The organism is Heyndrickxia sp. FSL W8-0496 (genome assembly GCF_038007825.1).
GTDB lineage: Bacteria > Bacillota > Bacilli > Bacillales > Bacillaceae_C > Heyndrickxia > Heyndrickxia oleronia.
Window position 1 is genome coordinate 1 of sequence record NZ_JBBOXX010000002.1, and the last position, 22467, is coordinate 22467.

General features: G+C 32.5%; 22 protein-coding genes. All 22 read left to right on the top strand.

Features of this window, described 5'->3' with window-relative positions:
* Window positions 1-919 (top strand): helix-turn-helix domain-containing protein (locus tag NST63_RS26450; RefSeq protein WP_341044250.1); only part of this gene is annotated, 919 nt, incomplete at its 5' end.
* Between the two features lie 25 nt (window positions 920-944).
* Window positions 945-2606, top strand: a complete 1662-nt coding sequence (locus NST63_RS26455) for a hypothetical protein (RefSeq protein ID WP_251340331.1) — start codon at window positions 945-947, stop codon at window positions 2604-2606.
* A gap of 620 nt (window positions 2607-3226) precedes the next feature.
* Window positions 3227-3412, top strand: a complete 186-nt coding sequence (locus NST63_RS26460) for a hypothetical protein (RefSeq protein WP_058006270.1) — start codon at window positions 3227-3229, stop codon at window positions 3410-3412.
* 312 nt (window positions 3413-3724) lie between these two features.
* Window positions 3725-4261 (top strand): metal-dependent hydrolase, encoded by a 537-nt coding sequence (locus tag NST63_RS26465; RefSeq protein WP_251340330.1) that lies wholly within the window; start codon window positions 3725-3727, stop codon window positions 4259-4261.
* Between the two features lie 97 nt (window positions 4262-4358).
* A complete protein-coding gene (locus NST63_RS26470) occupies window positions 4359-4730 on the top strand; it encodes a hypothetical protein (RefSeq protein ID WP_058006272.1) in 372 nt (123 codons plus the stop codon).
* A gap of 63 nt (window positions 4731-4793) precedes the next feature.
* A complete protein-coding gene (locus tag NST63_RS26475) occupies window positions 4794-5132 on the top strand; it encodes a hypothetical protein (RefSeq protein WP_058006273.1) in 339 nt (112 codons plus the stop codon).
* Window positions 5132-5965, top strand: coding sequence for a hypothetical protein (locus tag NST63_RS26480; protein WP_251340329.1), 834 nt, complete (start codon window positions 5132-5134; stop codon window positions 5963-5965). Before NST63_RS26475 ends, NST63_RS26480 begins: the two co-directional genes overlap by 1 nt.
* On the top strand, window positions 5962-7908 hold the full coding sequence (locus NST63_RS26485; RefSeq protein WP_251340328.1) for a VirB4 family type IV secretion system protein: 1947 nt from the start codon (window positions 5962-5964) through the stop codon (window positions 7906-7908). The genes NST63_RS26480 and NST63_RS26485 overlap by 4 nt, the downstream gene beginning before the upstream one ends.
* A 50-nt stretch (window positions 7909-7958) precedes the next feature.
* Window positions 7959-8126 (top strand): hypothetical protein, encoded by a 168-nt coding sequence (locus NST63_RS26490; protein WP_251340327.1) that lies wholly within the window; start codon window positions 7959-7961, stop codon window positions 8124-8126.
* Between the two features lie 352 nt (window positions 8127-8478).
* The gene (locus NST63_RS26495) at window positions 8479-10740 is read left to right on the top strand and encodes a hypothetical protein (protein WP_251340326.1); all 2262 of its coding nucleotides are present in this window, start codon (window positions 8479-8481) and stop codon (window positions 10738-10740) included.
* On the top strand, window positions 10737-12584 hold the full coding sequence (locus tag NST63_RS26500) for a peptidoglycan DD-metalloendopeptidase family protein (protein ID WP_251340325.1): 1848 nt from the start codon (window positions 10737-10739) through the stop codon (window positions 12582-12584). The genes NST63_RS26495 and NST63_RS26500 overlap by 4 nt, the downstream gene beginning before the upstream one ends.
* A 32-nt stretch (window positions 12585-12616) precedes the next feature.
* Window positions 12617-13054 (top strand): hypothetical protein, encoded by a 438-nt coding sequence (locus NST63_RS26505; protein ID WP_212945975.1) that lies wholly within the window; start codon window positions 12617-12619, stop codon window positions 13052-13054.
* A 165-nt stretch (window positions 13055-13219) separates the two neighbouring features.
* On the top strand, window positions 13220-14257 hold the full coding sequence (locus tag NST63_RS26510; RefSeq protein ID WP_180212655.1) for an S-layer homology domain-containing protein: 1038 nt from the start codon (window positions 13220-13222) through the stop codon (window positions 14255-14257).
* A 15-nt stretch (window positions 14258-14272) separates the two neighbouring features.
* On the top strand, window positions 14273-15550 hold the full coding sequence (locus NST63_RS26515; RefSeq protein WP_180212656.1) for a hypothetical protein: 1278 nt from the start codon (window positions 14273-14275) through the stop codon (window positions 15548-15550).
* 72 nt (window positions 15551-15622) lie between these two features.
* A complete protein-coding gene (locus NST63_RS26520) occupies window positions 15623-17116 on the top strand; it encodes a hypothetical protein (RefSeq protein WP_180212657.1) in 1494 nt (497 codons plus the stop codon).
* Between the two features lie 14 nt (window positions 17117-17130).
* Window positions 17131-17985, top strand: a complete 855-nt coding sequence (locus NST63_RS26525) for an AAA family ATPase (protein ID WP_180212658.1) — start codon at window positions 17131-17133, stop codon at window positions 17983-17985.
* A complete protein-coding gene (locus tag NST63_RS26530) occupies window positions 17970-18494 on the top strand; it encodes a hypothetical protein (RefSeq protein ID WP_180212659.1) in 525 nt (174 codons plus the stop codon). The genes NST63_RS26525 and NST63_RS26530 overlap by 16 nt, the downstream gene beginning before the upstream one ends.
* 11 nt (window positions 18495-18505) lie before the next feature.
* The gene (locus tag NST63_RS26535) at window positions 18506-18832 is read left to right on the top strand and encodes a hypothetical protein (RefSeq protein ID WP_180212660.1); all 327 of its coding nucleotides are present in this window, start codon (window positions 18506-18508) and stop codon (window positions 18830-18832) included.
* 239 nt (window positions 18833-19071) lie between these two features.
* Window positions 19072-19482, top strand: coding sequence for a hypothetical protein (locus tag NST63_RS26540; protein ID WP_180212661.1), 411 nt, complete (start codon window positions 19072-19074; stop codon window positions 19480-19482).
* 5 nt (window positions 19483-19487) lie between these two features.
* Window positions 19488-19901: a DUF5411 family protein gene (locus NST63_RS26545; RefSeq protein WP_058006286.1), complete on the top strand. Its 414-nt coding sequence runs from the start codon at window positions 19488-19490 to the stop codon at window positions 19899-19901.
* An 18-nt stretch (window positions 19902-19919) separates the two neighbouring features.
* The gene (cpaB, locus tag NST63_RS26550) at window positions 19920-20861 is read left to right on the top strand and encodes a Flp pilus assembly protein CpaB (RefSeq protein WP_180212662.1); all 942 of its coding nucleotides are present in this window, start codon (window positions 19920-19922) and stop codon (window positions 20859-20861) included.
* Between the two features lie 28 nt (window positions 20862-20889).
* Complete coding sequence (locus NST63_RS26555) at window positions 20890-22464, top strand: AAA family ATPase (RefSeq protein ID WP_341044253.1); 1575 nt, start codon at window positions 20890-20892, stop codon at window positions 22462-22464.
* Window positions 22465-22467: the final 3 nt, after the last annotated feature.

The following is a 22467-nucleotide window of genomic DNA, read 5'->3' on the forward strand; positions in this document are numbered from 1 at the left end:
AAAAGAAAAAATAGAGATTCCTTTTAATGAAATTGAAAAAATGAATCTTAATAAAAATGGAGAAAATATACCTTATTCTAGGAACAATGTTGTAAATCTAGAAAGGTATTTACTTTGGTATTGGTCTCCAATAATTGGGGGAGAAGCAATTATCTTATTTCTTCACCTGTGGGAATATTGTAATCAGGATGAAGGTGTAGATATTTGTTATCCGAAAATAACAGAATTATGTGAGAAGATGGGGAAGTCTAGGCCAACAATAAATAAAATTCTCGAAACTTTAGAAGAAAATAATTTTCTTGTTGTTATTCATAGATTAAACAAAGAGAGTAATAATAGAGAAACCAGTCCGATCTATAAGTTGCGACAGACTGTGCCTCTTTTGTCTAAAGAACAATATTTAAAGTTATCTCCAAAACTGCGAGCAAAACATGATGAGTATATGCAAAAATTTGTTAATGATAAGCAACTTGAGTACTTTACATATGATGTGAATGAAACCATTGAAACACTTCTATCAAAAGGAGACAAAATAATTTCGAAAAGTGCTCGTGCAAAAATAGAAGAAATTATTAATTCTGAAAAGCAGACAGAACATTTAATTTCGATTCTTCCCGAAAGCATTAGACCTACTCTTAAAAGGGATTCCTTGTTAGATGCTTTAGAAAGAGTCGGTATGAGTAAACCAATGCGCGATACGTTTTATAAAGATATGATGTCTATATATATAGAAGAAACTGAAACAGTACATTTATTAGTCAATGATAATAATTTATTAGAACTATTATCCAATGAAACAAGCTCTTTTGGAATAGATCGTCTGTTTAGTGCTTTGCAAATACTATATAACATTGAAAATATAAAAATTGAGTATTATACAATAGAGCAATATTTTTATAAATTAATGAAGGGTTTGTAGTTTTTGTTATTTTATGAAGTTATTTTTGAATGAAGGTGATTGTTTGGCTGGGAAGGAAGCTATAAGAGGTTTTTTATATCAAGGTTTTGCAACTATTTTAGAATCTCTTACACAAGAATCCTGGGATAGAATTCACGTTGAATATCCTAGTGATGATGACAAGGTTGATATTGCATTGGAGGTAAATGGAACTATTACTAAGGCAATTCAAGTGAAATCTTCTATAAACCTCTTTCAAAAGAGTGATGTTGCAAAATGGATAAAGGAATTAATTAACGATATTGAAGCAAATAAATATGAGGTTGTCTTAATTGGTTCTTTTAATAGAAATACAAATGATTTTATAAACTCTATTAGAAAATATAGAAGTGGAGAAAAAGATAAAAAAACAAGAGATGCTTTAAAGGACTTTGATGTAACTATACTGGATAATTTCGATATAAATATTAAAACATTACCTTTAGAAGAAGATACACTACTAGGTATTGTAAGAGATTCTCTACACAAATATTTATCGTATAAAGGTTATATGTTGGATTTTGAGGTGTTAGATCTATTATCAAAATATACTTTATCTACCCAAATGCTATTAGGGACTAAGGGAAGTAGCCAATCTAAAAATGATTTTGACTCAAAGATTTTTCATTGGGTGGATTTGACAAGTGGTGGCCTAAAAAGTAAATACGATTTAGCAAAGCATAAGTTAATGTTTTACGAACAGGAAAAAAAGATACTTTCAACATCCCTAGATTGTGTTTTTATAGATGAATACTATAACTTTAAAAATTATATGGGGGTTCTGAAAAAAGACTGCATTGATCTCATAAATAAAATAGATAATATTAGATTAGATCCTTATGAAAAGCAACAGTCAGAACAACCACCAAACGATTTTGGTATTTTTTCATCAACAGACTTCTTTTTTACATTTGAGGAAACAAAAGATAGCGATAAAGATGAAATAATAAATAAAGTTAAATTATATTTCGATACTGATATAAATCGTGAATTTTTCTTCGTTGGAAATCTAAAGAAAGAAAAAAAGTTAGGGGTTTTTGGAAAATACGATTACAAATATTATGGTACGAAAACAGAAAAAGAAAAGAATGAATTGCTAACTGATTTTAAATATAGATTGTTACAATATGAAATGATATTAATGTTTATTGAGAAAATAAAAAAGTGTTGTACACTCCCTATTGTTATTAAAAATGTCGGGAATGTGCAAGATGAAAATATAACTATAAAATTATTTATTGATAAGTCAGTTGAAATTTTTTGTGGAAATGATTATCCGAATGACGATTATACGCCAATTTATTCGGAAATAATCGATGAAGAGGACAATTTCATTGAAAACATTTTTAATTTTAATTCAGATAGTATAGTTAAATCTGAAAACCAAAAAAGGAATTTTAATCATTTTATTACTGATCAAAGTAAATCTAGCATAGACAAATTTTACAATGAATTAGATATGTATATAGCAAAACCACAATATGAGCATGAAAATTATAATGTTATAGAATTTGAAGTAAAAGGTATCAGACCAAGTGAAACAATATTTTTGAACAAATTAGTATTATTGCATTCACTAAACAAAGATCTTGAAATAAAGTATACAATTATTTCTGATAAATCTGACGGCTCGATTGAAGGTGTCTTAAAGATCAATTATCAAAAATAATGAAAAAGTAATGTATGTTAAATGAAATACAATTATAAAGTGAATATTTACTCATAGTTTAACTGCATAATTTATTTTAATACCAGTTTGAATTAAATTGCACCACGCATTTTAATATGTGTGGTCTTTTTTTATTAATAGCCAATTTTAATAAATAAATCCCATCTTTTTCTACGCCATAAAAATTTTTTATAGCAAAATTTAAATATACTATAAAAAAATTTTATGGCAGCGTTAAAAATTTTTTATGGCGAAAAATTACCTTACTATAAAATTTTTTTATAGCAGTTTTTCCACAATTTATGTTAATAAATCGCCATAAAAATTTTTTATAGCAGGAAAATAAGGGTGAAAAAATTTTTATGGCTACTATAAAAAATCTTTATACCCTAATTCTTTATTATTACTAATTCTTTAAAAAATAATAAATAAATAAAAATTAAGCGTTGAATCTACATTATGTATCTGGTATTATATTGACAATATGCAAGCGCTATTTTTATACATTTCATAAGATTAAGGAGGGAAAATCGATAAAACTAGTTCCTGTTATTATTAGTGACCTACCTTTAGCTCCAGTTGAATGGAGATTTAAAAAGCATAAAGTCCAGGGGAAAATATTGTATTTAAAAAAGAAGAATTGCTATGTTTACTTTTTAAATCACCCGTCTTTTAAGAAGGAAATCAATTCTGAAACAGAAGGAAATACTTATAAAACATTAGAGGATGCACGAGTTGCAGCAGAAAAATGGATCGATCTTTGGTATAGCGTACAAGGAAGAATATTATCATTCGGAGCTTTTTAGGATTAAGGAATCTTTATTAAGATATTCCTTGGTCCTTTTTATTTACACTAAATAGAAAGGATGAGCGAAATCGACACACTTTTCCCTTTAAATGATGAGAATCAAAAGGATAGAATTAAAGGTAGTAGAAAAAAAGAATCTTGGATACAGTTGATAAAATCGAGACAAATAAAAGAAAAACTCTACAGAAACACCTTCTACTGAACTAGCGGGATGGTGTTTTAAGTGCGGAGGAAAATCTTTTAGACAAAAAATAAAAGCAAGAGGATCTATGATTAGAATCTGTAAAGGATGTGGAGATGAGAATAAAGTATGAAAGCTAAGACACATCAGTTATTTGGAGGTACTTTTGGTTTAGTAGCCATTTTTTCATCTAATATCAGTGAATTAACACCTAAAAATGTAATTGAATCCCTACTGTTTTTTGCGTGTGTGCTTATAGGGAGTATATTACCAGACATCGATCATTATAAATCAAAAGCGGGTAGGTCGGTTCCAGTCATTTCACATGTAATTTATTTTCTTTTTGGCCATAAAACCATAACACATACCTTATTATTTTCTTTAATCGTTTCTGGTTTGTTTGGTATCTTTTCATTTGTAATGGACTGTTCTTTATATTATCCATTAGGTCTATTTATAGGTTTAATTTCTCATCTAATAGGTGATATGTTCGTTGTAGGAAATAGAAGGCATGGAGGAGTACCATTATTGTACCCCCTATACAAAAAGAAAATTAAATTTCCTATCACTATAAAGATTGAAAGTATAACAGAATCAATATTAGGGCTATGCTTACTCCTTATTAATGTAAGTATAGTCTTTTTATTTTTTAAAAAGTATTTCTAATTATTCATATCGATAAGGGGGTGATTTAAATACGAGTTTAAGTTAGAAAATTATTATTTATAAACGTACATTTATTAATTTGAGGAGAGGGATAAAAATGCTTAAAAAAATTGTTTCTCTATTTTGTATTACAGCTTTATTGTTAACTGGAGGAATACTTGCGACGCAGCCTTTAACAGTTAATGCTGCAGGTGTGAAGGGGAATATTAAGTCCGATACAACCAGTATTGATAAAGAAATCGATGAAGCTGGGGGAAAAACCATTGAGACTATTCGCGGTATTGCTATTGTTGTAGTTGTCGTTCTAATTTTGTGGATTGGATTTTCATTGTTTTTCTCAGGATCTGTACAAGCCTTGGTAAATATGAAGTATCGGTTGGGGTCACTAATTATTGCATTGTTATTAGCCTTTAAGACAGAGGCGGTTGTTGGCTTCTTGTTTGGAATTTTTAATATTCAATTGAAGTAATAACGAAAGGTAGAAATCATATAGGTTTCTGCCTTTTTCATTTATATGAAGGGAGGATTTTTTATGAGTTGGGGAAATCACCATGAGTTGCCATACAATTCTGGGTTAGAAGAAAAGATATTGGGGCCGTTTTCTTTTGCCAAATTAATATGGATTGCGCCTTCACTTATTGTATCTAGTCAAATTGCTAAAATAGTTCCTAAATTACCTATTGATCACATTATTTTTAGTAGAATCCATTTAGCAATTCCAGTTGCGATTGCGATTATTTTAGCTTATTTCAAAGACAATAGAACAAATCTAACGCTTTCTCAACTTATTTTTGTGAAGTTATCTATACGTCGTAGAAGGAGAGTGTTTTATTATAAAAGATTGAATTTGATGAAGGAGGAAGAGGAATAGTGGATTTTGGAACAATAGCTTTTATTGCATGTATTGGACTTATCGGCTTTGTTTATTACAAAGCCGTTAATAAGAAGAAAGGTAAAGCAAATAAAGCAAGTACTGTTCAAGAGTTGCTTTCATTTGAGGAAATAACAGAGGATGGTGTAGTTAAATTAGAAAACAATACCTATTCAATAGTTATACAGGTAGAACCTATTAACGTACCAATGATGTCCCAATCCGAAAGAGAAGGTGTATGGTTGAATTTCAGAACAGCTATGAATACTCTTCCCTGTCATGCTACTTTATTAATTCAATCCCAGTATTTAGACATGAATGATTATGTTAATGATTATTTAGAAAATAGTAAAAAACATAATCTTACTCCTGAATTAGAAAAATCTGCAGAAAGCGTAGCAGAACATTTGAAGGGCTATGTTGAAAGAAAAACCCGTGACTATCGTTCATACATTATTGTTCGATTCAATCCATTCTCATATGGCACAGAAGGTGGAGTTACTACCGGTAATGTTACTATTGATAACTTTATAGGAAATATTCGTGGTTCTAACAATACCATGACGGAGGAAGAGGCTAAGGAACTTGCTGAAAATATGTTAGATGAGGTTGGAGACTTAATCTATCAATCATTTCAAGCAATGGGTATTTACTTAACGAGACTCGATAAAACAGGTGTTTATAACATGATTTATCAGACACTAAATCGGGATTTAAGTGTATCCCAACGACTTCACGATGTAAATGAGCTTGGCAGTTTTTCAGAAATCAAACAATCATTAACTCCAGAAATAATGTTGGATATGAAAAATGAAAGGATGAGTGCATCTTGATTAAATTTTTTGGACGAAATCAAGAAGCCAAAAAAGAAAGAAATAATAATCAACGTACATTTAAACAAATAAGTGCTAGACAAACAAAGGCAGAGGGCATAGATTTTATTTCTCCTTCTCTAATAAGGGAAACAATTCCTTCTGACGAGTCCATTGAAGGGAAAGTAAATGATTATTTAGTTGAGATAGGAGGAACTACCGAACCAGCTAGATATTTTCGGAGCTTTTTCGCAGAAATAACAGGTGGTAATACATGGGCAGGGATGTTAGATCCACTGATATTAGGTGAATTTGGTAAAGGGGATACCGATTTAGCCATTCATATTGAACCTGCAGATACAACAATAGAATTAGATCAAATTGCTCGTAGGATAAGAGGGATAGAGTCGGATCTACACACAGAAAAAAATCAGGCAAATGCTTCGAAATTAAGAGATGAATTAATGGATTTAAGGGATAGACAACGTCGATTACGTCAAAGCTTAGAAAAGCCATTTCGAGTTAGTATTCAAGCAGTTTGTAGTAGTCCAGATCTTAAAACATTAAAAAAGTACACCAATAATCTAGTCAGAAGATTTGCTGGAAAAGGAATAATAATGCGTTCTCCAGACGGAAAACAACTGTCTGCATTAAAAAGCATTATGCCAATTTCAGAAGATTTTATGTACAAAGAACACACGTTTTCTTTTGAATCCTCAAATGTTGCTGATCTTTTCCCTTTTGGTAATGGAGGGATAACTCATAGAAGTGGAATTGTGTGGGGATATGATGGTTTATCGAGACCTATTTTCTATGATGGATGGCATTCAAACTTAATGAATCATAACATGTTGATTTTAGGACGTTCTGGTGGAGGTAAAACTGTTGCGGTAGAAGCTTTGACGAACCGTTCTGCTCATCAAGGGATTAGGACATTTATCCTTGATCCGAAGGGGGACTACAGGAAATACATTTTAGGAGTAGGGTGCCCATATATTGAATTATCACCTGGTGGGCAACATAAAATTAATTTTTTTGATGTTGATGTTGAAGAAACTCCTGATGGAGGTCAATTCGTCAACATTGAGTCATCCGTCCTTGCTGCTCGTGCCATTGTATTCAAAATGCTTCGAATCATGGATGAGAGTATTTTGACTGGAAAAAACAAGGTTAAAATAGAAAACAAAATTCGCGAACTATATAAATCTAGAAATATTACAGAAGACCCTTCTAGTCTAATAGATGAAAGTGGAGGTACCTCGAATAATGGTGGCGTTTTATCTTTTAACTTAAAAGGTAAGATTAAAACTATGCCCCAACTTGGTGATCTATATCAACTTATGGTCAATGATGAAGAAACAAAAGAAGCAGCAGAGTTATTGAGAAATTTCACGAGATATGGAGATGCACCATCACAAGCAATATTTGATACACAAAGTACAGTGAAAATTAATGAATCTCCTATTATTGGTTTTGGACTCGATAAATTAGATGAAGAGGTTATGCGGCCAATTGGTTTATTTATTGCAACTAAGTGGCAAAGTTCAAAGTTTGCAAAAAAAAATCGTAAACAGAAAAAAAGAGTCGTTGTTGATGAAGCGCAGATACCTATGGAAGATCCAGAAACGGCACAATGGCTCGAGAATGAATTCCGCATTATGCGTTTCTTTAATACCTCTATGTGCGCTGTTACACAGGGGTTTGAAGTGTTTACTAGGCTTCCTCAAGGGATGGGTATATTAAAAAATTCACCGACAAAATTACTTTTAAGGCAAGAAGCGATTGATATCGAAGAAATTAAGGGAAAACTTGATCTTTCAGAAGGGGAAGGAGATTTTTTAGTTCATCAGGCGAATCAAGGACTCGGTATTATACGCATTGATAATGAATCAAGTGTAATAAAGATAGACTTAACTGATGATGAATATAGATTATTCACAACGAATCCAAATGATTTAATCTAAAGTACTTTGAGAATTTATAAATTGATTATTTTTTAAGGGGGAAGATCTGCATGAATGACCTGTCATCTCTTAACATGAAATTAGGTGCCTCTAATTGGTATTATACCCCGTATTATTCTTATGCACCGAGTTTAAATGAAAAACAAAAAGTGAAAAAGCCTAGTGAAGACTCACTTAATTTTCGCCAAATATTAAATGAAAAATTAAAAAATACGTGAGGGGAATAGTTAGTTGATTAGCGGATATAACGAATATTGTGTTAGATGTAATGACAATAAAAAGAAAGCATTTTCGTCTGTATGCAAAAAGTGTACAACATCAAAAGATAAATCCATTCGTATAATTACATTTTGTTTATTGTTTATAATCTGCGTTTCGGTAGGTATTTATTTTCAAATGAGACCAAATTTAGATCATATTCTATTCGGTATAGAAATTCCTCCTTTTATTTATGGAGTTTTACTGACTAGTATGATCTTTTTATTGTTTTTTGTTTTAATTACTCCTGTCTAATAGCAATGTAGTTTGAAGTACCTAAAGGGTTAATTCACTTAAGGAGGTGTTTGTAAATTGATTAAAAAAAGAATACTGTCACTATTTTTGGTGTTTATTCTACTGTTTTCCTTGGCAGGAAGCGTTTCTGCGCAAGTAATTGACGAAGCAACATTAAAGGACATGGAGAAGCCATCATATGGTGAAAGGTTCACAGCAAACATATTTATATCGATTGCCAACTGGTTTATTGATGTACTAGGGGCTCAAGATGTATCATATATGGTTTTTCAAGATAATCTCTCTTCAGATGGCGATTGGTTATCTGATGGCTTTGCAGGTTCTAGAGATGAATTAGTATATGGTGTTTTCCCTGAAAAATATTTTAGTGGTATTTTAATGCTTTATGAGGGTTTTGAAAAAATAACCCCTATTCCAATAGTAGTTCTAATAAGTTTGATGGGATTGCTCCTTTTGTTTAGTAACTTCACTGGTGACGACCGTTCTAAGATAAAAGATTATTTGCTTGGTGCTTTATATGTAGTAGTGGCTCTACGGTTTGGGATAGAAATATGGAACATTATGTTCGATATTAATTATTTTTTAATCGATTTAGTGTATCAAACTGCAACAAATAATGGTGTTAATATCAGTAGATTCCTAGATACGATTTGGGGAGATCAAGACTCATATAATAAGATAATTGAATTCCAAAGTCTTGGATTAGCGATATTAGTATTCTTGGCTTTCTGTATGACATTTGTCTTGAATTATCAATACGCACTTAGGATGATAACTTTATCAATTTTATTTTTAATTTTCCCTATTGTATTGATTGGTTTAATGTTCCCTTCGAGACGTCATGCATTTGCATTATGGGTGCATGAAACCGCAAGTCAAATATTCATGCAATTCGCTCATGCAGTTGCTTTAGTATTATTCTTTTATTTAACTCAAAATGTAGAGAATATTTCCTTTTGGTTGATCTTTGCTTATTTCTTTGGTTTACCAGTTGTAGTAAGTCTTGTACAAAAAGTAGTAGGTGCTTTCACTGGAATACAATCTGGTGGAGGTGGAGTAATGTCGAATATGGGATCTATGCTAGGATTTGCCGCTATGTCAAATATGGGAAGAATATTTAGTGGAATAAGAGGTAAGCAAAAAAGTGAAGGAACTGGATCAGATGGTGGAGGATTTAATTCTAAAAAACAGGATCCATTAATTGGTCCAAAAGAGTCCATGCTAAATAGCGAAAACGTTACAGGAAATAAAATTCCTATAACTAATGGAAAACAAAATCCTTTGAACGGAAGAATACCTAATAATAAATCTTCTGCTTCAAAAAGAGTGATGCCGAGTTTTCTTAAAGGGAGTGCAATGTTCGCGGGTGCAATGACAGCTGGAGCTACATCTGCGATGGTAACAGGTAATTTCTCACCTGGAGCTGCTGTAGGGAGCAAAATGGTTGATAAATTAGGTAGCAAGGTAGGTAAACCATTAAGTAATAAAAACGATAAGAAAAATGATCCTTTTGGTGAAGGATTCATCAATCCTAGTTCAATAGATTTAACCCAAATGAAAACCGGGACAGGGGAACATTTAAATGATAATCCAAATAACTTAGTAGGGGAATTCAAGTTACCGATAACAACTGATACATCAAATACCCCAAAGAATATCAGTGAATTACAGAACGAGCTAAAAAATGTGCAAATGAATCGTAAGCACCTAGATCAGCCTATACAGCATGCAAAAGAAAGGTTGGAAAAAGCTCAAATTCAGTATGGAAAAGGATCTGCTTATCATAATCAATTAGTAAGTAATTTTGCAAGCGCAAAACAAGAGTATCAGCAAGCAAACAGTGCATTGAGTAAAATAAATCAAAAAGAACAACCTCAAGCGTATCAACAACAAAGTTTGCTTGTAAATCAATTAAAAGGACAAATGGAACATCATCAACAGATGGTAAATACACCACATCCAGATATTCAAAATGCTCAACAAAATTTATCTACTTTGACCAAACAAGCAAAAAACTATGATAAAGCAATACAAGATTATAAAAACCAGATTTCTTCAGCATATTCTCCTACCAAGAAAGGAACTGTAGAGAATAATGTAACCAATAATAGACCATCTACAACCGATAGAAAAGAAATCATTACTAATCAGATGCCAACGGGTGATCCAGTTAAGCAAACAAACGATCATTCAAATATTTCTCGTGAAAACAATTTGGATTTAGAGAGTCCAAGAAAAACGAATACTAAAGCGGAATCTGAAAATCAGCAACTTTTATTTAATCTAATAAGTAAAAGAAATTCTAGAGGTAGCCTATGAATCAGTCACCTTATGGGACACAACAAGATCCCAATTCCTTAGGGAAAAAGGTTGGTTCAGCTGCAGGTAGGTTTGTTAAGAAAAGGACTGCATCCGTTGCTGCAAGATTAGTAAAGAATGTGTTTCAGAAGGTTATAGGTAAAGGTATAAAACTATTAATCTTAAAAACAGCACCTATATGGGGTTCTATCTTATTTATTTTGGGTATAGCTTGGCTAGCATTTATGCTTATTTACGCTTTTCCTCGTACCATCTTGGAGGACAAGTTGGCCGCAGCGACAGATAAGATAGAAGCCTTTTTTGGATTTTCTAAAGAGGATATGAAAGGATACGAAGATATTCTTGATACCTATAAAGAAGTAGCCAGTAGGTGGGATGAAGGATTAAATGAATTTCAAAAACAACAAGTGCAATCTTATGAATTTAGTTGGGCCATTCTTGCAGGAGTAGATAGAATGCGAAATGATCCTCTTTATTATAAAGAAGATTATAACGGGATATTGTTTCCTGGAGGGGGAGATTACATAGCTCCCCCTACGAATTATATTTCGATATATAAAGCCGCAGCAAATAAATTTGGAGTGGACTGGAATGTCCTTGCATCTATTCATTTTCACGAATCAACTTATTCTACATTTCCTTCTGGAAGTGTATCAGTAGCTGGAGCTGTTGGACCAATGCAGTTTATGCCTGCTACTTGGGAAAAATACAAGGTAGATGGCGATGGCGATGGAAAAATGGATATTATGAACACCGCAGATGCAATTTATTCAGCTGCAAATTATTTAAGAGCTAGTGGATATCAAAAGAATCAGAGAAAAGCCCTATACGCATATAATCACGCTGATTGGTATGTAAATATGATTCTAAGTACTGCACAACAAATAAAAAATAAAGATCTCGAAGTCTTTAATCCGGTTGATGAATCAGAGGAATTGAAAGAAAAAACAACAGATGATCAGTCAAATGAATCATCTTTTTTTCGTTCTAAAAAACTCTTAACCCCAAAACCAGAAGAAACTTTTGAGGCATTGAGACCAATTTTTCATTGGAAAGATTCTAAAATTACTACTGTTTGTAAAAAAGAAGTTACTTCTACAAATGAACAAGGAGAAACAGTGACAGAAACGGTCACAGAAACTACCGAAGAAACTGTGAAACTATTAACAACTGCAGATACGTATGAGGGAACTTATACTCATACCTATAAATGGGTCACTGAAAGCGCGGGTAATTGTACCATTACAAAAGAAGTTCTCAATACTATCATCCCTCCAGATAATTTTATGCAGCCTTTTTATGATTACTTAGAATCCGTTGATATAAAGGATAAGTTAGACATTGAAACAACTCTAGAATTGATTGCGTTATTCGATGAAAGATACAGATTAAACTTAGAAGATCGTGAATCCTTAAATACAGATAATTATCCTAAAATTGAAGGTTCGAATGGCTGGGTATGGCCTACAGTATCGACACGTATTACATCAGGGTTTGGAGATCGTTCGTGTGAGGGGTGTTCAAAATTTCATGATGCTATAGATATAGGAGCAATCAAACCAGGAGTTGCAGGTGATCCTATATTTGCAATGGCAGATGGAACGGTTATTGTTTCGAAGTACAGTCAAACAGCAGGGAATATGGTAACGATTGATCATGGAAAAGGGGTGCAATCAAGATATATCCATATGAGTGCAAGGCTCGCGAAAGTAGGAGATAAAGTAAAAGGAGGGGACATTATTGGAAAGATGGGAACAACGGGTAATTCTACTGGAGTCCATTTAGATTTTCAAATTACTATTGATGGAAAAAAAGTTGATCCTCGTCATTATTTTAATATGTAGATCCAACTTGGTAGGAGAAAGGAGGTGAACGGATGAAAAAAGTTCCTGCATACAAAACAATCAGTCTAGTTATGATTCTATTGTTTTCCTTCTTTTCTTTTAGTCATTTTACTCGAGCTGAAGGAATAGAAATTCCACGGAGTGATGAAATAAAAATACCTTTTCAAAGTGAAGGAGACACATCTAAAAAAAGTTCCATAATCGATAAGGCGAAAATTGAAGCGAAAGCATCAAATGTTGATCCTGAAAAAATGATGAAAAAATCAAGAGAAGGGAGTTTCCAATTACTTATTATTTTTATTTTCATTATGGCTGGATTGTTTTTCATAGGAGCATTTTTTAAATCTGCTAGAAAAGTTGCTTTTTCAGTACTAGCTTGTGGGCTAGTAGGTTATTTCTTTATTAATTACACTGAGGATGTAATGGCTGTATTACTTTATATCACAAATAAGATAGCTGAGCTTATTTAAAGAATGAAAACCCTATTCTATAAAATAGGTTTTTTTTCTATTTATGTTCTTTTTTTGAAAAAAATCCAACTTTTAGTTTACTTTATATTTTCTATATGTTATGATTATATTGACAAAATGAAAGCGCCAATACTATACATTTAATCTATTAAAGGGGGTAACAGGATGAAAAAGTTACATAAAAAGGTTGTGACAGGGGTAGTTGTGGCAGGTATGGCTTTTTCTTTAGGAGTAGGAGCCAATTACATAGATGGATTAAAAACAATGCCAACATCTGCAGCACAGTCCAATCAACTATTTAAGGATTTAAAGACCAATCATTGGGCTTATTCAAATATCAAATGGGGAGTTTCTAATGGTATTTTAAACGGATATCCAGATGGAACTTTCAAACCTAATAATGAGGTAACAGAAGCAGAGTTTATGAAGATGTTAATAGCAACATTTGCAAAAGATGAAGTTTCAGCTTCTAAAGGAAAGAATTGGGCTGATCCATTCTATAATTATGCAAAGAACAAGAATTATCCTTATACTGGTGTTCGTAATAAAGCCATTACACGTACAAAAGTTGCAGAAATTGTATCTGCATCGCAAGGAGTAAATTATGTCGGTGATAATGCAATTCGTTACATGTTGGGTGAAGGTTTGTCGAACGGGAAAACTTCTCAAACTGTCCAAGGCTATGAAGGTTCTGCAAAATTAACAAGGGCAGAAGCTATTACTTTTATTTTAAATTTAAAAAATAAAGGAGTAACGGATTTAAAAGAAAAACCAACAAAGCCTTCTGATCCATCTGATTTGGTTCCAGTACCAGATAAACCAGAAACACCATCGAATCAAGGCTTAGTATTATCACCTAAAAAAGTGTTCGATAAAGCATTACCAAGTATTAAAGAAAATGGTTTTACAAATGTTGATGGAACAGAAAATGTAAAAACTGCTCGGAACAAAAATGGAGATTTAGTTGGTTTTGAAAATGTAGGATATATTCGAATTTTTACATCTAATAATGATGGCAAATCCCTTAATAGTGTTATTGCTATTGCTAAAGCAGCTGGAATTAATGTAGATAATGAATTTATGAATAATATCAAAAATGCTGAAATGGGTTTTGGATTAAAAGCAGAAGTGAATGGGTATACTGCTTACTTCTCAAAAGGTAATAACGGGCATTCTATTGATATATTAATAAATCTAAAGTAATTGGACTAAATAATCATGAGAAAACTATTATTATTTGTTACCACGTTGCTAATCAGTATGTCCATCAATTACGGTATTTTTGTAAATCAAGCCAACGCTAGTAGTTCATATACCGAAACTCCAACTTCAGATGGTGGGAAAATTATTGAATGGTCATCCAATACTTACGTACAATATTGGTGGGAAGAGGATGATCCAAATACAATTATGTATACCTCTGAATTTACTGGAGGGGTAGTCAAGATAAAGAAACAAGACTTTTTTAACTCAATACATCGGATTCAAGCACAATCGGTTTTACCAGTCCCCGACTATATACAGGATACCGGAGACCTACAGATTGAATTTGTAAGTAAATCAGCTTCTATCCCTTCAGAAACCATGTATTCAGTTGAGTTATTAGCTAATCATCAATTGAAAATCAATGTTCTTAGCACACCTTTCCTAGCAAAAAATGCTGGGGAGATATTCTCAACAGGGCCGAACTCAGCTAAGTATTTAGTTGATTTAAAATTACGAATCACTATTCCAGGACCACCCCCTATGACAACATGTAATATTGAGGGTTCATACCTAGCAAGCGGTAGCGGTAGTAGTTTAGTAAAAACAATAAAAATCCCCGTCTATGATGAAGATGGGGATTTTCTTTACTATGATTATAAATACTATTACGACTACCTGACTACTAATATTACAGATTTAAGTAAAAAAAATGTCCAAGCAGGATTTGGATATGAATTTAAAGTGGAAACCGATTATAGCAATGAATATTACGGTATGGGGGATGGATGGTATGGAGCTCAACGAGTAGTAGCCTATTTTCCTTCGTCTGATTCATTCTTACCTAAAGAAGTAGAATTAGAACCTTTATATCCTACTACAAATTGGCATAACGAATGGATTCTTCCAAGAGTCTATGTAGAAAAATTTAGTGGGAATATGTTCTATAGTCAATATGACGCTAATCGAGATGTTGAAGATGAATTACTAGACGGGGGAAATAAGTGGTATACTCCATTTAAACAAAAGGATGGTCCTTATAATTTTTATATCCGAGCATATAATGCAGGTAAAAATAGTATAAGTGCAGCTGACTCTGATTGGGTTGGAGTATGCGGAAGTCCATTTGATGATTATGTAGTTCGACTTGTCAGACCCGATAATCCATTTCCAGCAGGAGTGGGTTCTAACTGGCAAGGGAGTGAAGCGATTATTACCAATTTAGTCGATTGGTATTATGAAAAGCATGCTCAAGGTGAAATGCCAGCAAAATCCGACGAATGGGTAAATTAATTCATAAAGCCTTTCTGTTAATAACAGAAAGGCTTTTTTTATTTGGATTAATAGTGAGAGGAGGGTAAAAAAATGAATGTGCATTTAGTTTTTAGTTCAGATCATATCCAAGTGTTAACGAATGAATTAGGAAAATTGGGTTTTAACGTTACAGAAACAGATACGAGCCTTGACACATTTGAACAATGGGCAACATCTACAGATCAAGAGAATAAATCTGAGGTAGCCTTTGTGTATGGGGCTGTAAATGTAAGTAAGTATGATTCCCAATTTAGTCATAGACAAGCTGTTTTCGATAGGTTACGAACAGTACGAATTAGTCGACCAGAACTTCGGATTATATTAGTTTTTACATCAGAGGTTCAAGAAGATACCCATTTTTTGCAAAAGCTGATCCAGATTGGTATTTATGATTTGTATTTTGAAGATGAAATAACTGTGGATCATATACTTAACTGGCTTTCAAAAAAGAAAACATTGGCTGATGTACAACATCTCATAACGAATTACAATGGGACAACTAATGATGATATAGGAGAAAGTCAGAGTTATTTTTCAGATGAAAATCAAGTAGAGAATGATGAAATAGAAGTAGAAGAGGAGTCTAAATCATTTAGAAAAAAAGATGATGGTATTCCCAAAAAAATATCACACTTTTTTCAGAGAGAACAAGCACCCAAAAAGGAAAAACCCACTAAGTCATTACAGAATGCTCCAACTAATAAGTTTGGGAATTTCAAAATAAATAATCCATTTGAAAATATTAAAATGAAAACACCATCTTTTTCGTTGCCTTCAAAAAATACAGTAACTGGTGTAGTGCAACCAAAGGTCATCGCTGTGGGTTCTTTACATGGGGGAGCTGGATCAACGTTTTTAATTCATAACTTTTTAGACTATTTATCAGATGAAGGTTTACAAGCAGGCGTGTTAGAGGCAACGGAGCATTCTCCAGTATGGTTGCAAATAAGAGGACGAGAAATTGGACAAATTCCTACAGGTTTCGAATCGTGGATTTCGCAACTTAAGAATACAAACACATTTAATTCACGAGCTAAGATAGAAAATCAAGGAATCTATACTATACCTATTTCTGCTACGGATTTATTAAGCGGTATTGATATAGAGTCCTTACATACTGTGATATTTACAGCAAGACAAATCCCGTTGTTATTCGTGGATATTTCAACTGATTGGGACAATCCATTAGCTAAAGAAACCTTAAAAATATGTGATGAATTTTGGGTGGTTGTTAATCCAGATCCAAATCATTTTAGCTCACAGCGACATAAAAAGAAAACAATGATGAACGTAGCTTATCAGCAAGCTGGGGAGGATCACTGCATATTTATTGGGAACAAATGGGGAAAAGGGGTAAACTCGGACGAATTCCCACTTCAACCAAACATTACTATTCCTTATTTTGAACAAGCAATTAAGTCGAATATGGATGGGAAATCACTTTACTCAATGAATCCTCGTTTATTCAAAACATTGTTTAATAAATTAGGAAAAAAGGTTATTCAACCAATCAAAACAAAACAATCATTTTTTCAAGTAAAGTAATGGAGGTTAAAGACATGATATTTGATTTAAAAAATGTAAATGCTCCTTCTTTTGCACAACCTTTAAAACAACATGTAAATAAATCCATGAATCGAAAGAAATTAATAATTGTAGGGAGTTCAGGAAAAGGAGGTACAGGTAAAACTACAATATCCGTAAATTTAGCTTTATTTTATAATAGTTTAGGTCATTCCGTTGTTTTGTGTGATTTTGATACACCGTATGGTGATGTAGCCTCAATGCTTCAAGTGTCTGATGATCGTAACATAGCAACTTGGCTCAAATTACCTTCGGACTTACCTTCTAATGTGATTAATAACCTTTTAATTGATACTAAAGAAGGGTTAAAAGTTTTACCTTCTATCCAAAGGGCGGATGAAGAACAATATGTAAACAATGAAATGCTTGCAAAAAAAATAATAGAAAACCTAAAAGAATTTGATGTGGTCATTGTAGATGCAGCACCTAAGTTTGATTTTTTAACCGAAGAAGCTTATAAGCAGGCAACAGATATTATTATGGTAAGTGACCCAAATTTAATTTCACTTAATAATATCTACAGAGGAATACAGTATTTAAAACAGAAAAAGGTAGATGTCCGTAATATTTCTTTAGTAGTCAATAAAGTCCAAAAGAAACTTGGCCAAAGTTTCGAACAATACCGAAGAATTACAAGTATTGATAACATTTATGAAATACCTTATGAAGCGAAAATGCAAGAGTGGATGAATAATGGAATAATTCCAATGTCGAATAAAAAAAATTCGAAGATGATTCGATCACTCATTGAAATAGCAGATGATGTTTATCCAACCATTCAAAGTTATGAACAAAAAAGTTGGAGATTATTTAAATGGAAAAAAGCCTAATTGTTTTATTAATTGCAGTAACTCTTTACTATGGAGTAAATATTTATACTGATATTCGGTATAGAAAAACTAAAAATATTTGGCATCTTCTCTTTTTGTTAAGTGGGGGTGTCTTTTATTTTACGCAAGGTTTTCCCATTATCAATTTCATAGGGGCATTAGTACTAGCTTTATTGTTCGGACTTTTATTAGAAACATTTAAAATCACCTATGCAGGAGATACAAAAATGTGTATTGTATCTGCGGTGTGGCTAAGTAGTTTACAAGGAACGATTTATATTACAGTTCTAGGGTTGTATGTTTTTTATTTACTTATAATCTTGTTAATCTCCTATTTTGTTATCATTCGAAGAAAAGGATGGAACTGGACCATTAAAAATCAGTTGTTCAATATAAAATCATTGATTTTTAAAACTTCTCTTGTTTCAGAAAGGATTTTCGAGCGATTTCCTGGGGCTGTAGCAATCGGTATTGGAACCTATCTTCAAGTACTTTATTTAATGTGGTAGGAGGGGGAATAGTGAAAAATGTTATTTCAATAGATGAACTGTTTCATCTATTACTTGATTGGAAAGATAATTATGGAATTAAAAAAACGCATGGAGTAGTCACTTTTGTTGAATTAAAAAAAGAATTCTCATTATCTACCCTGTCAGTTGCAGGGTTGCTGATGTCACGACTACAAAAATATTACCCTTACTTGTCTTTTGAATGTGACAACGAAAACCAAAAATTAACTATGACTATTGGTGTAAGAAAAGATTCACTTTCTTCCTTTATGACTTTTAATGAGGTTTTGAAAAAATGTGAATCTAAATGGCAAGCAGAAGGGATGATTTCTGCATGAGAAGTATCCGACTTCATCTGTTGGAAAAGACTCTGTATACTTTTCTTTTTTTATTGTTTGGGGTCTTTATTTGTCTCAAGATAAATTTTTCATTCATGGAACAATTTCATGGTTGGGATACGCTAATCCTTTATGGGCTTTTTTTAGCTTGTTTTGGGTTAGCGTTTTTTATCTATTGTTATTTTAAGAGGTGGAAACATGATGGATTTACACTATCAAGGAAACTTGGTTTAAAGAGATTGATTATTTTTCAAACGAACCTCGTAACCCCTACAGGAAATCCTGTTTTTGAATTACATCATAGACCTTATTCAGTAAAATATGGGATTAAGTTAAAAAAGTATCCTAAAAGAATGGTAGTTGATGAACTAAAAAAAGATTTGATAAAGGACTTTGAAATTTTATCATTTTACTGTCAAAACAAAAGTGCGCATTTAATAACTGTAACTCACTCAAGTATGGCTCATATATGGAAAACTACTTCACAAGACTATTTTAATGTTGTTGGAACGGAGGTAGTAAAAGATCCCTTCGTAAAACCCAACTGGATTCAATGGGTAATATTATCCTTATCTACCACAGGACGCGTTTCTCCTAAGCCTAAAAAGTGGAGTACGTTTGTGTTTAATGCTGTTGAAGGAGGTGATTAGAATAGATGGAATGGTCACCTAAACTTTTCTTCTATTTAATCTTAGGAGCTTTATTTACTTTTCTAATAGTGGATTTGGGTTATCAAACCTTTGTAACTGACGATGTTGGTAAATCTCTAGAGAATTCTATAAAAGGAGGGATGCAACAATCTATTAACAAAGGCGAATTAAGAGTTTCTGAAAAAATGACTATTGATTCTGAACGCTTTAAAGGCTTTTATAACCAACTTTATACCAATAATCAAAGTGTAAAGAATGCAGAAGAAACGACCGTTTATTACGCAAAATCTGAATTTCCACCAATGATCGCTTTACGAACTACCGGTGGGACAGAGAGTTTTTTCAAAAAAATGATGGGTGAATCATCAAATGTAACCTCAAATAAGAAAGAAATAGTAATCATTGAAAAAAAACAATAAGTGAAAGGTGATTATCATATGAAGTTAAGTTCATTAGCAAAAAAACGAATCATTGCTGGAATGGCTGCCCTAATAGTTGTGGTAGCTTTTTATTTTTATAATAACACTTCTATTCAAAGGCAGTTAGCACCTATAAAAGTTGTTTATGCAAAAGAAGATATTCCACCACATACAAAAATTGAACCTGACATGGTATTTGAAAGAGTTGTTCCATCTCAATCAATTCCACCCAATGCAGTAACTAGTGTGAACGAGGTAATTGGAAAATGGACAGTTGATGGATATGGGATCACTAAAAACTCACTTGTCTATAAAGGAAAGGTATTAGAAACAAATGATATGCCTGACTCTGCAATCTTGAATTTAAATGAGGACGAATATGCATTTCCACTTTTAGTAGATATTGAATCTAGTTCTGGAAATGCAATTATGCCTAACTCTTATGTTGATCTTTATTTTGCAACGGATAAGACGGAATCCAAAAAGCCATTCACAGGAAAGCTATTCGAAAGAATTCGTGTGACTTCCGTCAAAGATTCAAAAACTCAGAATGTATTTAGTGCAGAAAATTATACCGAATCATCGCAGCAAGGGAATGAACAAAAAAGCAGTAACCAAATTGCAAGCTCTACAAGCAATACCAACACGATCGCAAAACTTTATACACTAGCTGTTACAGAAGAACAACTAGATTTACTTACAAAGGCAAAAATTTTAGGGAATATCATTCCTGTTGCTAATGGTAGAAGTTACGACGAAATAGCTTCAAATGATAAGGAAGATGCTACAGCAAATCAAGTTTATGAATATATAAATGACAATTCTTACAATGAAACAACTGCTTCTAATGATGATACTGCAGGTTTTGATGAGGAAACTGAAGATCACAAGGAAAGTGATCCTAAAAATACGGAAAAAGTAGCAAAATCGGAAACTAAAGAAAAAGCAAATGGAAATTAAATAGAGGAACTTTGAAAGGAGTATAAAGATGATTGTATTAGCAACTGGCCAAAAACAATTGGATGAATATTTGAAAGAACAACTTGATTCAAAGGTATCGGTGGACTACTTAGAGGGCATTGAATATGCGGTATATTCTTATCATACTAAGGTATTAATTTTTTCTGAATTTATACCCGTAATTGCTCCTATACCTGACCAAAATCAGAGGTATCAAGCTATTTTAAAAGTATTAGAAACTGTTAGAAATAATAATGTAAGGGTAATTCTCCTAACAACATTGGATGCCCCGCATTGGTTTTTAGGAAAATGTGTATCATTAGGTATTTACGATATTATTATTGGTGATTCAAAGATCAATGGAGAAGTTATTCCTTCATTTTTCTATAATCCCTCTACCAAGGAACAGGCTGTTGCACTTCTTAAATCCATTGAAACTCAGAAAGAAGTACAAACAAGCCCTATAATCCATACTATGGAAAAAGAAAAAACGGTAATTGCTCAAGATAAAGAAGAAGAGCAAATTAATAACCTTATGCTGAAAGGTGTACAGGATACATTAACATTGCAAAAGGAAGATTCTTTTCCAAATTTAATTGTATCAGTCCGTAATGAGGAAAATGTGCAAGTAAAGGAACTATCTCCCTCTACTATAGAAAATGAGGAAGATACGATTGAAGAAAATAGAAATGAAATAATAGAAAACAATAATTCTACAAAAAACACGACACCTTTTGATAGAAATAAAAAGAAAAAAATTCATATCTTAGGGGATCAAAAAATCATTGGTTTTTGGGGACAGACACCAGGATTAGGTAATCGAACTCTTTCTCAAACTTTCGCTACAATCGCAGCTAATCGAGGTGCAGAAGTATTGTATGTTGAAATGAATTACTTTACTTCCTCTTTTGCTATAACCAGTGGATTAAGTCATGATAAAAAGAATTTTTATCAATATATGCTTCAATTTATTGAAAATGAAGATGTCGATATTGAACCATATATCGCAAATGCAAATGAGATAAATTTAAGCAAAAAACGATTAAGAAAAACGATTGAGAAAATACCAAAAAACTTAGATTTTCTCACTCTTCCTAAAGGGTTTGAAGAAAGCAATTTTCCAGATGAAATTAATCAAAAATCGTTTATGAAATATTTTATGCGAAATTTACGCTCAAGTCGTTATGACTTGATTGTGCTGAACTTACCACCGTATTTACAGCATATATTTGCATTCCCAATTATGCTGGAAATAGACTATGTTTTTAATGTAATGACTCTTCATCCAGCAAGAATTTTAGGATTTAATCAAATAAAGGAAAAATTGTCAAAAACCCCTCTTAATATGGAAAACTTTAAGACAATCATAAATATGGTTCCGAAAGAGATTGATAAAGACAAAGCAGATAATTTAATTCAAGATACTTCATTATTTATTGTTCCTTTTGACAATGAGCGATCAGTCCATGAATTGGATTTAAACATCGGTTCTCCTGCGATTAATGAAGCTGTGGGTGCTTATTTAGAAGAATTGGGATTACGAGCTGAACATCTTTTAGAGGACCCAAAAAAGAAGCGCCGTTTAATTAGTTTTGGTTCCTAAAAA

What these genes read in the sequence shown, in the direction of transcription:
- NST63_RS26465 (WP_251340330.1), top strand. Translation starts at nt 3,725, where the DNA reads ATGAAAGCTAAGACACATCAGTTATTTGGAGGTACTTTTGGTTTAGTA.
- NST63_RS26470 (WP_058006272.1), top strand. Translation starts at nt 4,359, where the DNA reads ATGCTTAAAAAAATTGTTTCTCTATTTTGTATTACAGCTTTATTGTTA.
- NST63_RS26475 (WP_058006273.1), top strand. Translation starts at nt 4,794, where the DNA reads ATGAGTTGGGGAAATCACCATGAGTTGCCATACAATTCTGGGTTAGAA.
- NST63_RS26490 (WP_251340327.1), top strand. Translation starts at nt 7,959, where the DNA reads ATGAATGACCTGTCATCTCTTAACATGAAATTAGGTGCCTCTAATTGG.
- NST63_RS26500 (WP_251340325.1), top strand. Translation starts at nt 10,737, where the DNA reads ATGAATCAGTCACCTTATGGGACACAACAAGATCCCAATTCCTTAGGG.
- NST63_RS26505 (WP_212945975.1), top strand. Translation starts at nt 12,617, where the DNA reads ATGAAAAAAGTTCCTGCATACAAAACAATCAGTCTAGTTATGATTCTA.
- NST63_RS26510 (WP_180212655.1), top strand. Translation starts at nt 13,220, where the DNA reads ATGAAAAAGTTACATAAAAAGGTTGTGACAGGGGTAGTTGTGGCAGGT.
- NST63_RS26515 (WP_180212656.1), top strand. Translation starts at nt 14,273, where the DNA reads ATGAGAAAACTATTATTATTTGTTACCACGTTGCTAATCAGTATGTCC.
- NST63_RS26520 (WP_180212657.1), top strand. Translation starts at nt 15,623, where the DNA reads ATGAATGTGCATTTAGTTTTTAGTTCAGATCATATCCAAGTGTTAACG.
- NST63_RS26525 (WP_180212658.1), top strand. Translation starts at nt 17,131, where the DNA reads ATGATATTTGATTTAAAAAATGTAAATGCTCCTTCTTTTGCACAACCT.
- NST63_RS26530 (WP_180212659.1), top strand. Translation starts at nt 17,970, where the DNA reads ATGGAAAAAAGCCTAATTGTTTTATTAATTGCAGTAACTCTTTACTAT.
- NST63_RS26545 (WP_058006286.1), top strand. Translation starts at nt 19,488, where the DNA reads ATGGAATGGTCACCTAAACTTTTCTTCTATTTAATCTTAGGAGCTTTA.
- cpaB (WP_180212662.1), top strand. Translation starts at nt 19,920, where the DNA reads ATGAAGTTAAGTTCATTAGCAAAAAAACGAATCATTGCTGGAATGGCT.
- NST63_RS26555 (WP_341044253.1), top strand. Translation starts at nt 20,890, where the DNA reads ATGATTGTATTAGCAACTGGCCAAAAACAATTGGATGAATATTTGAAA.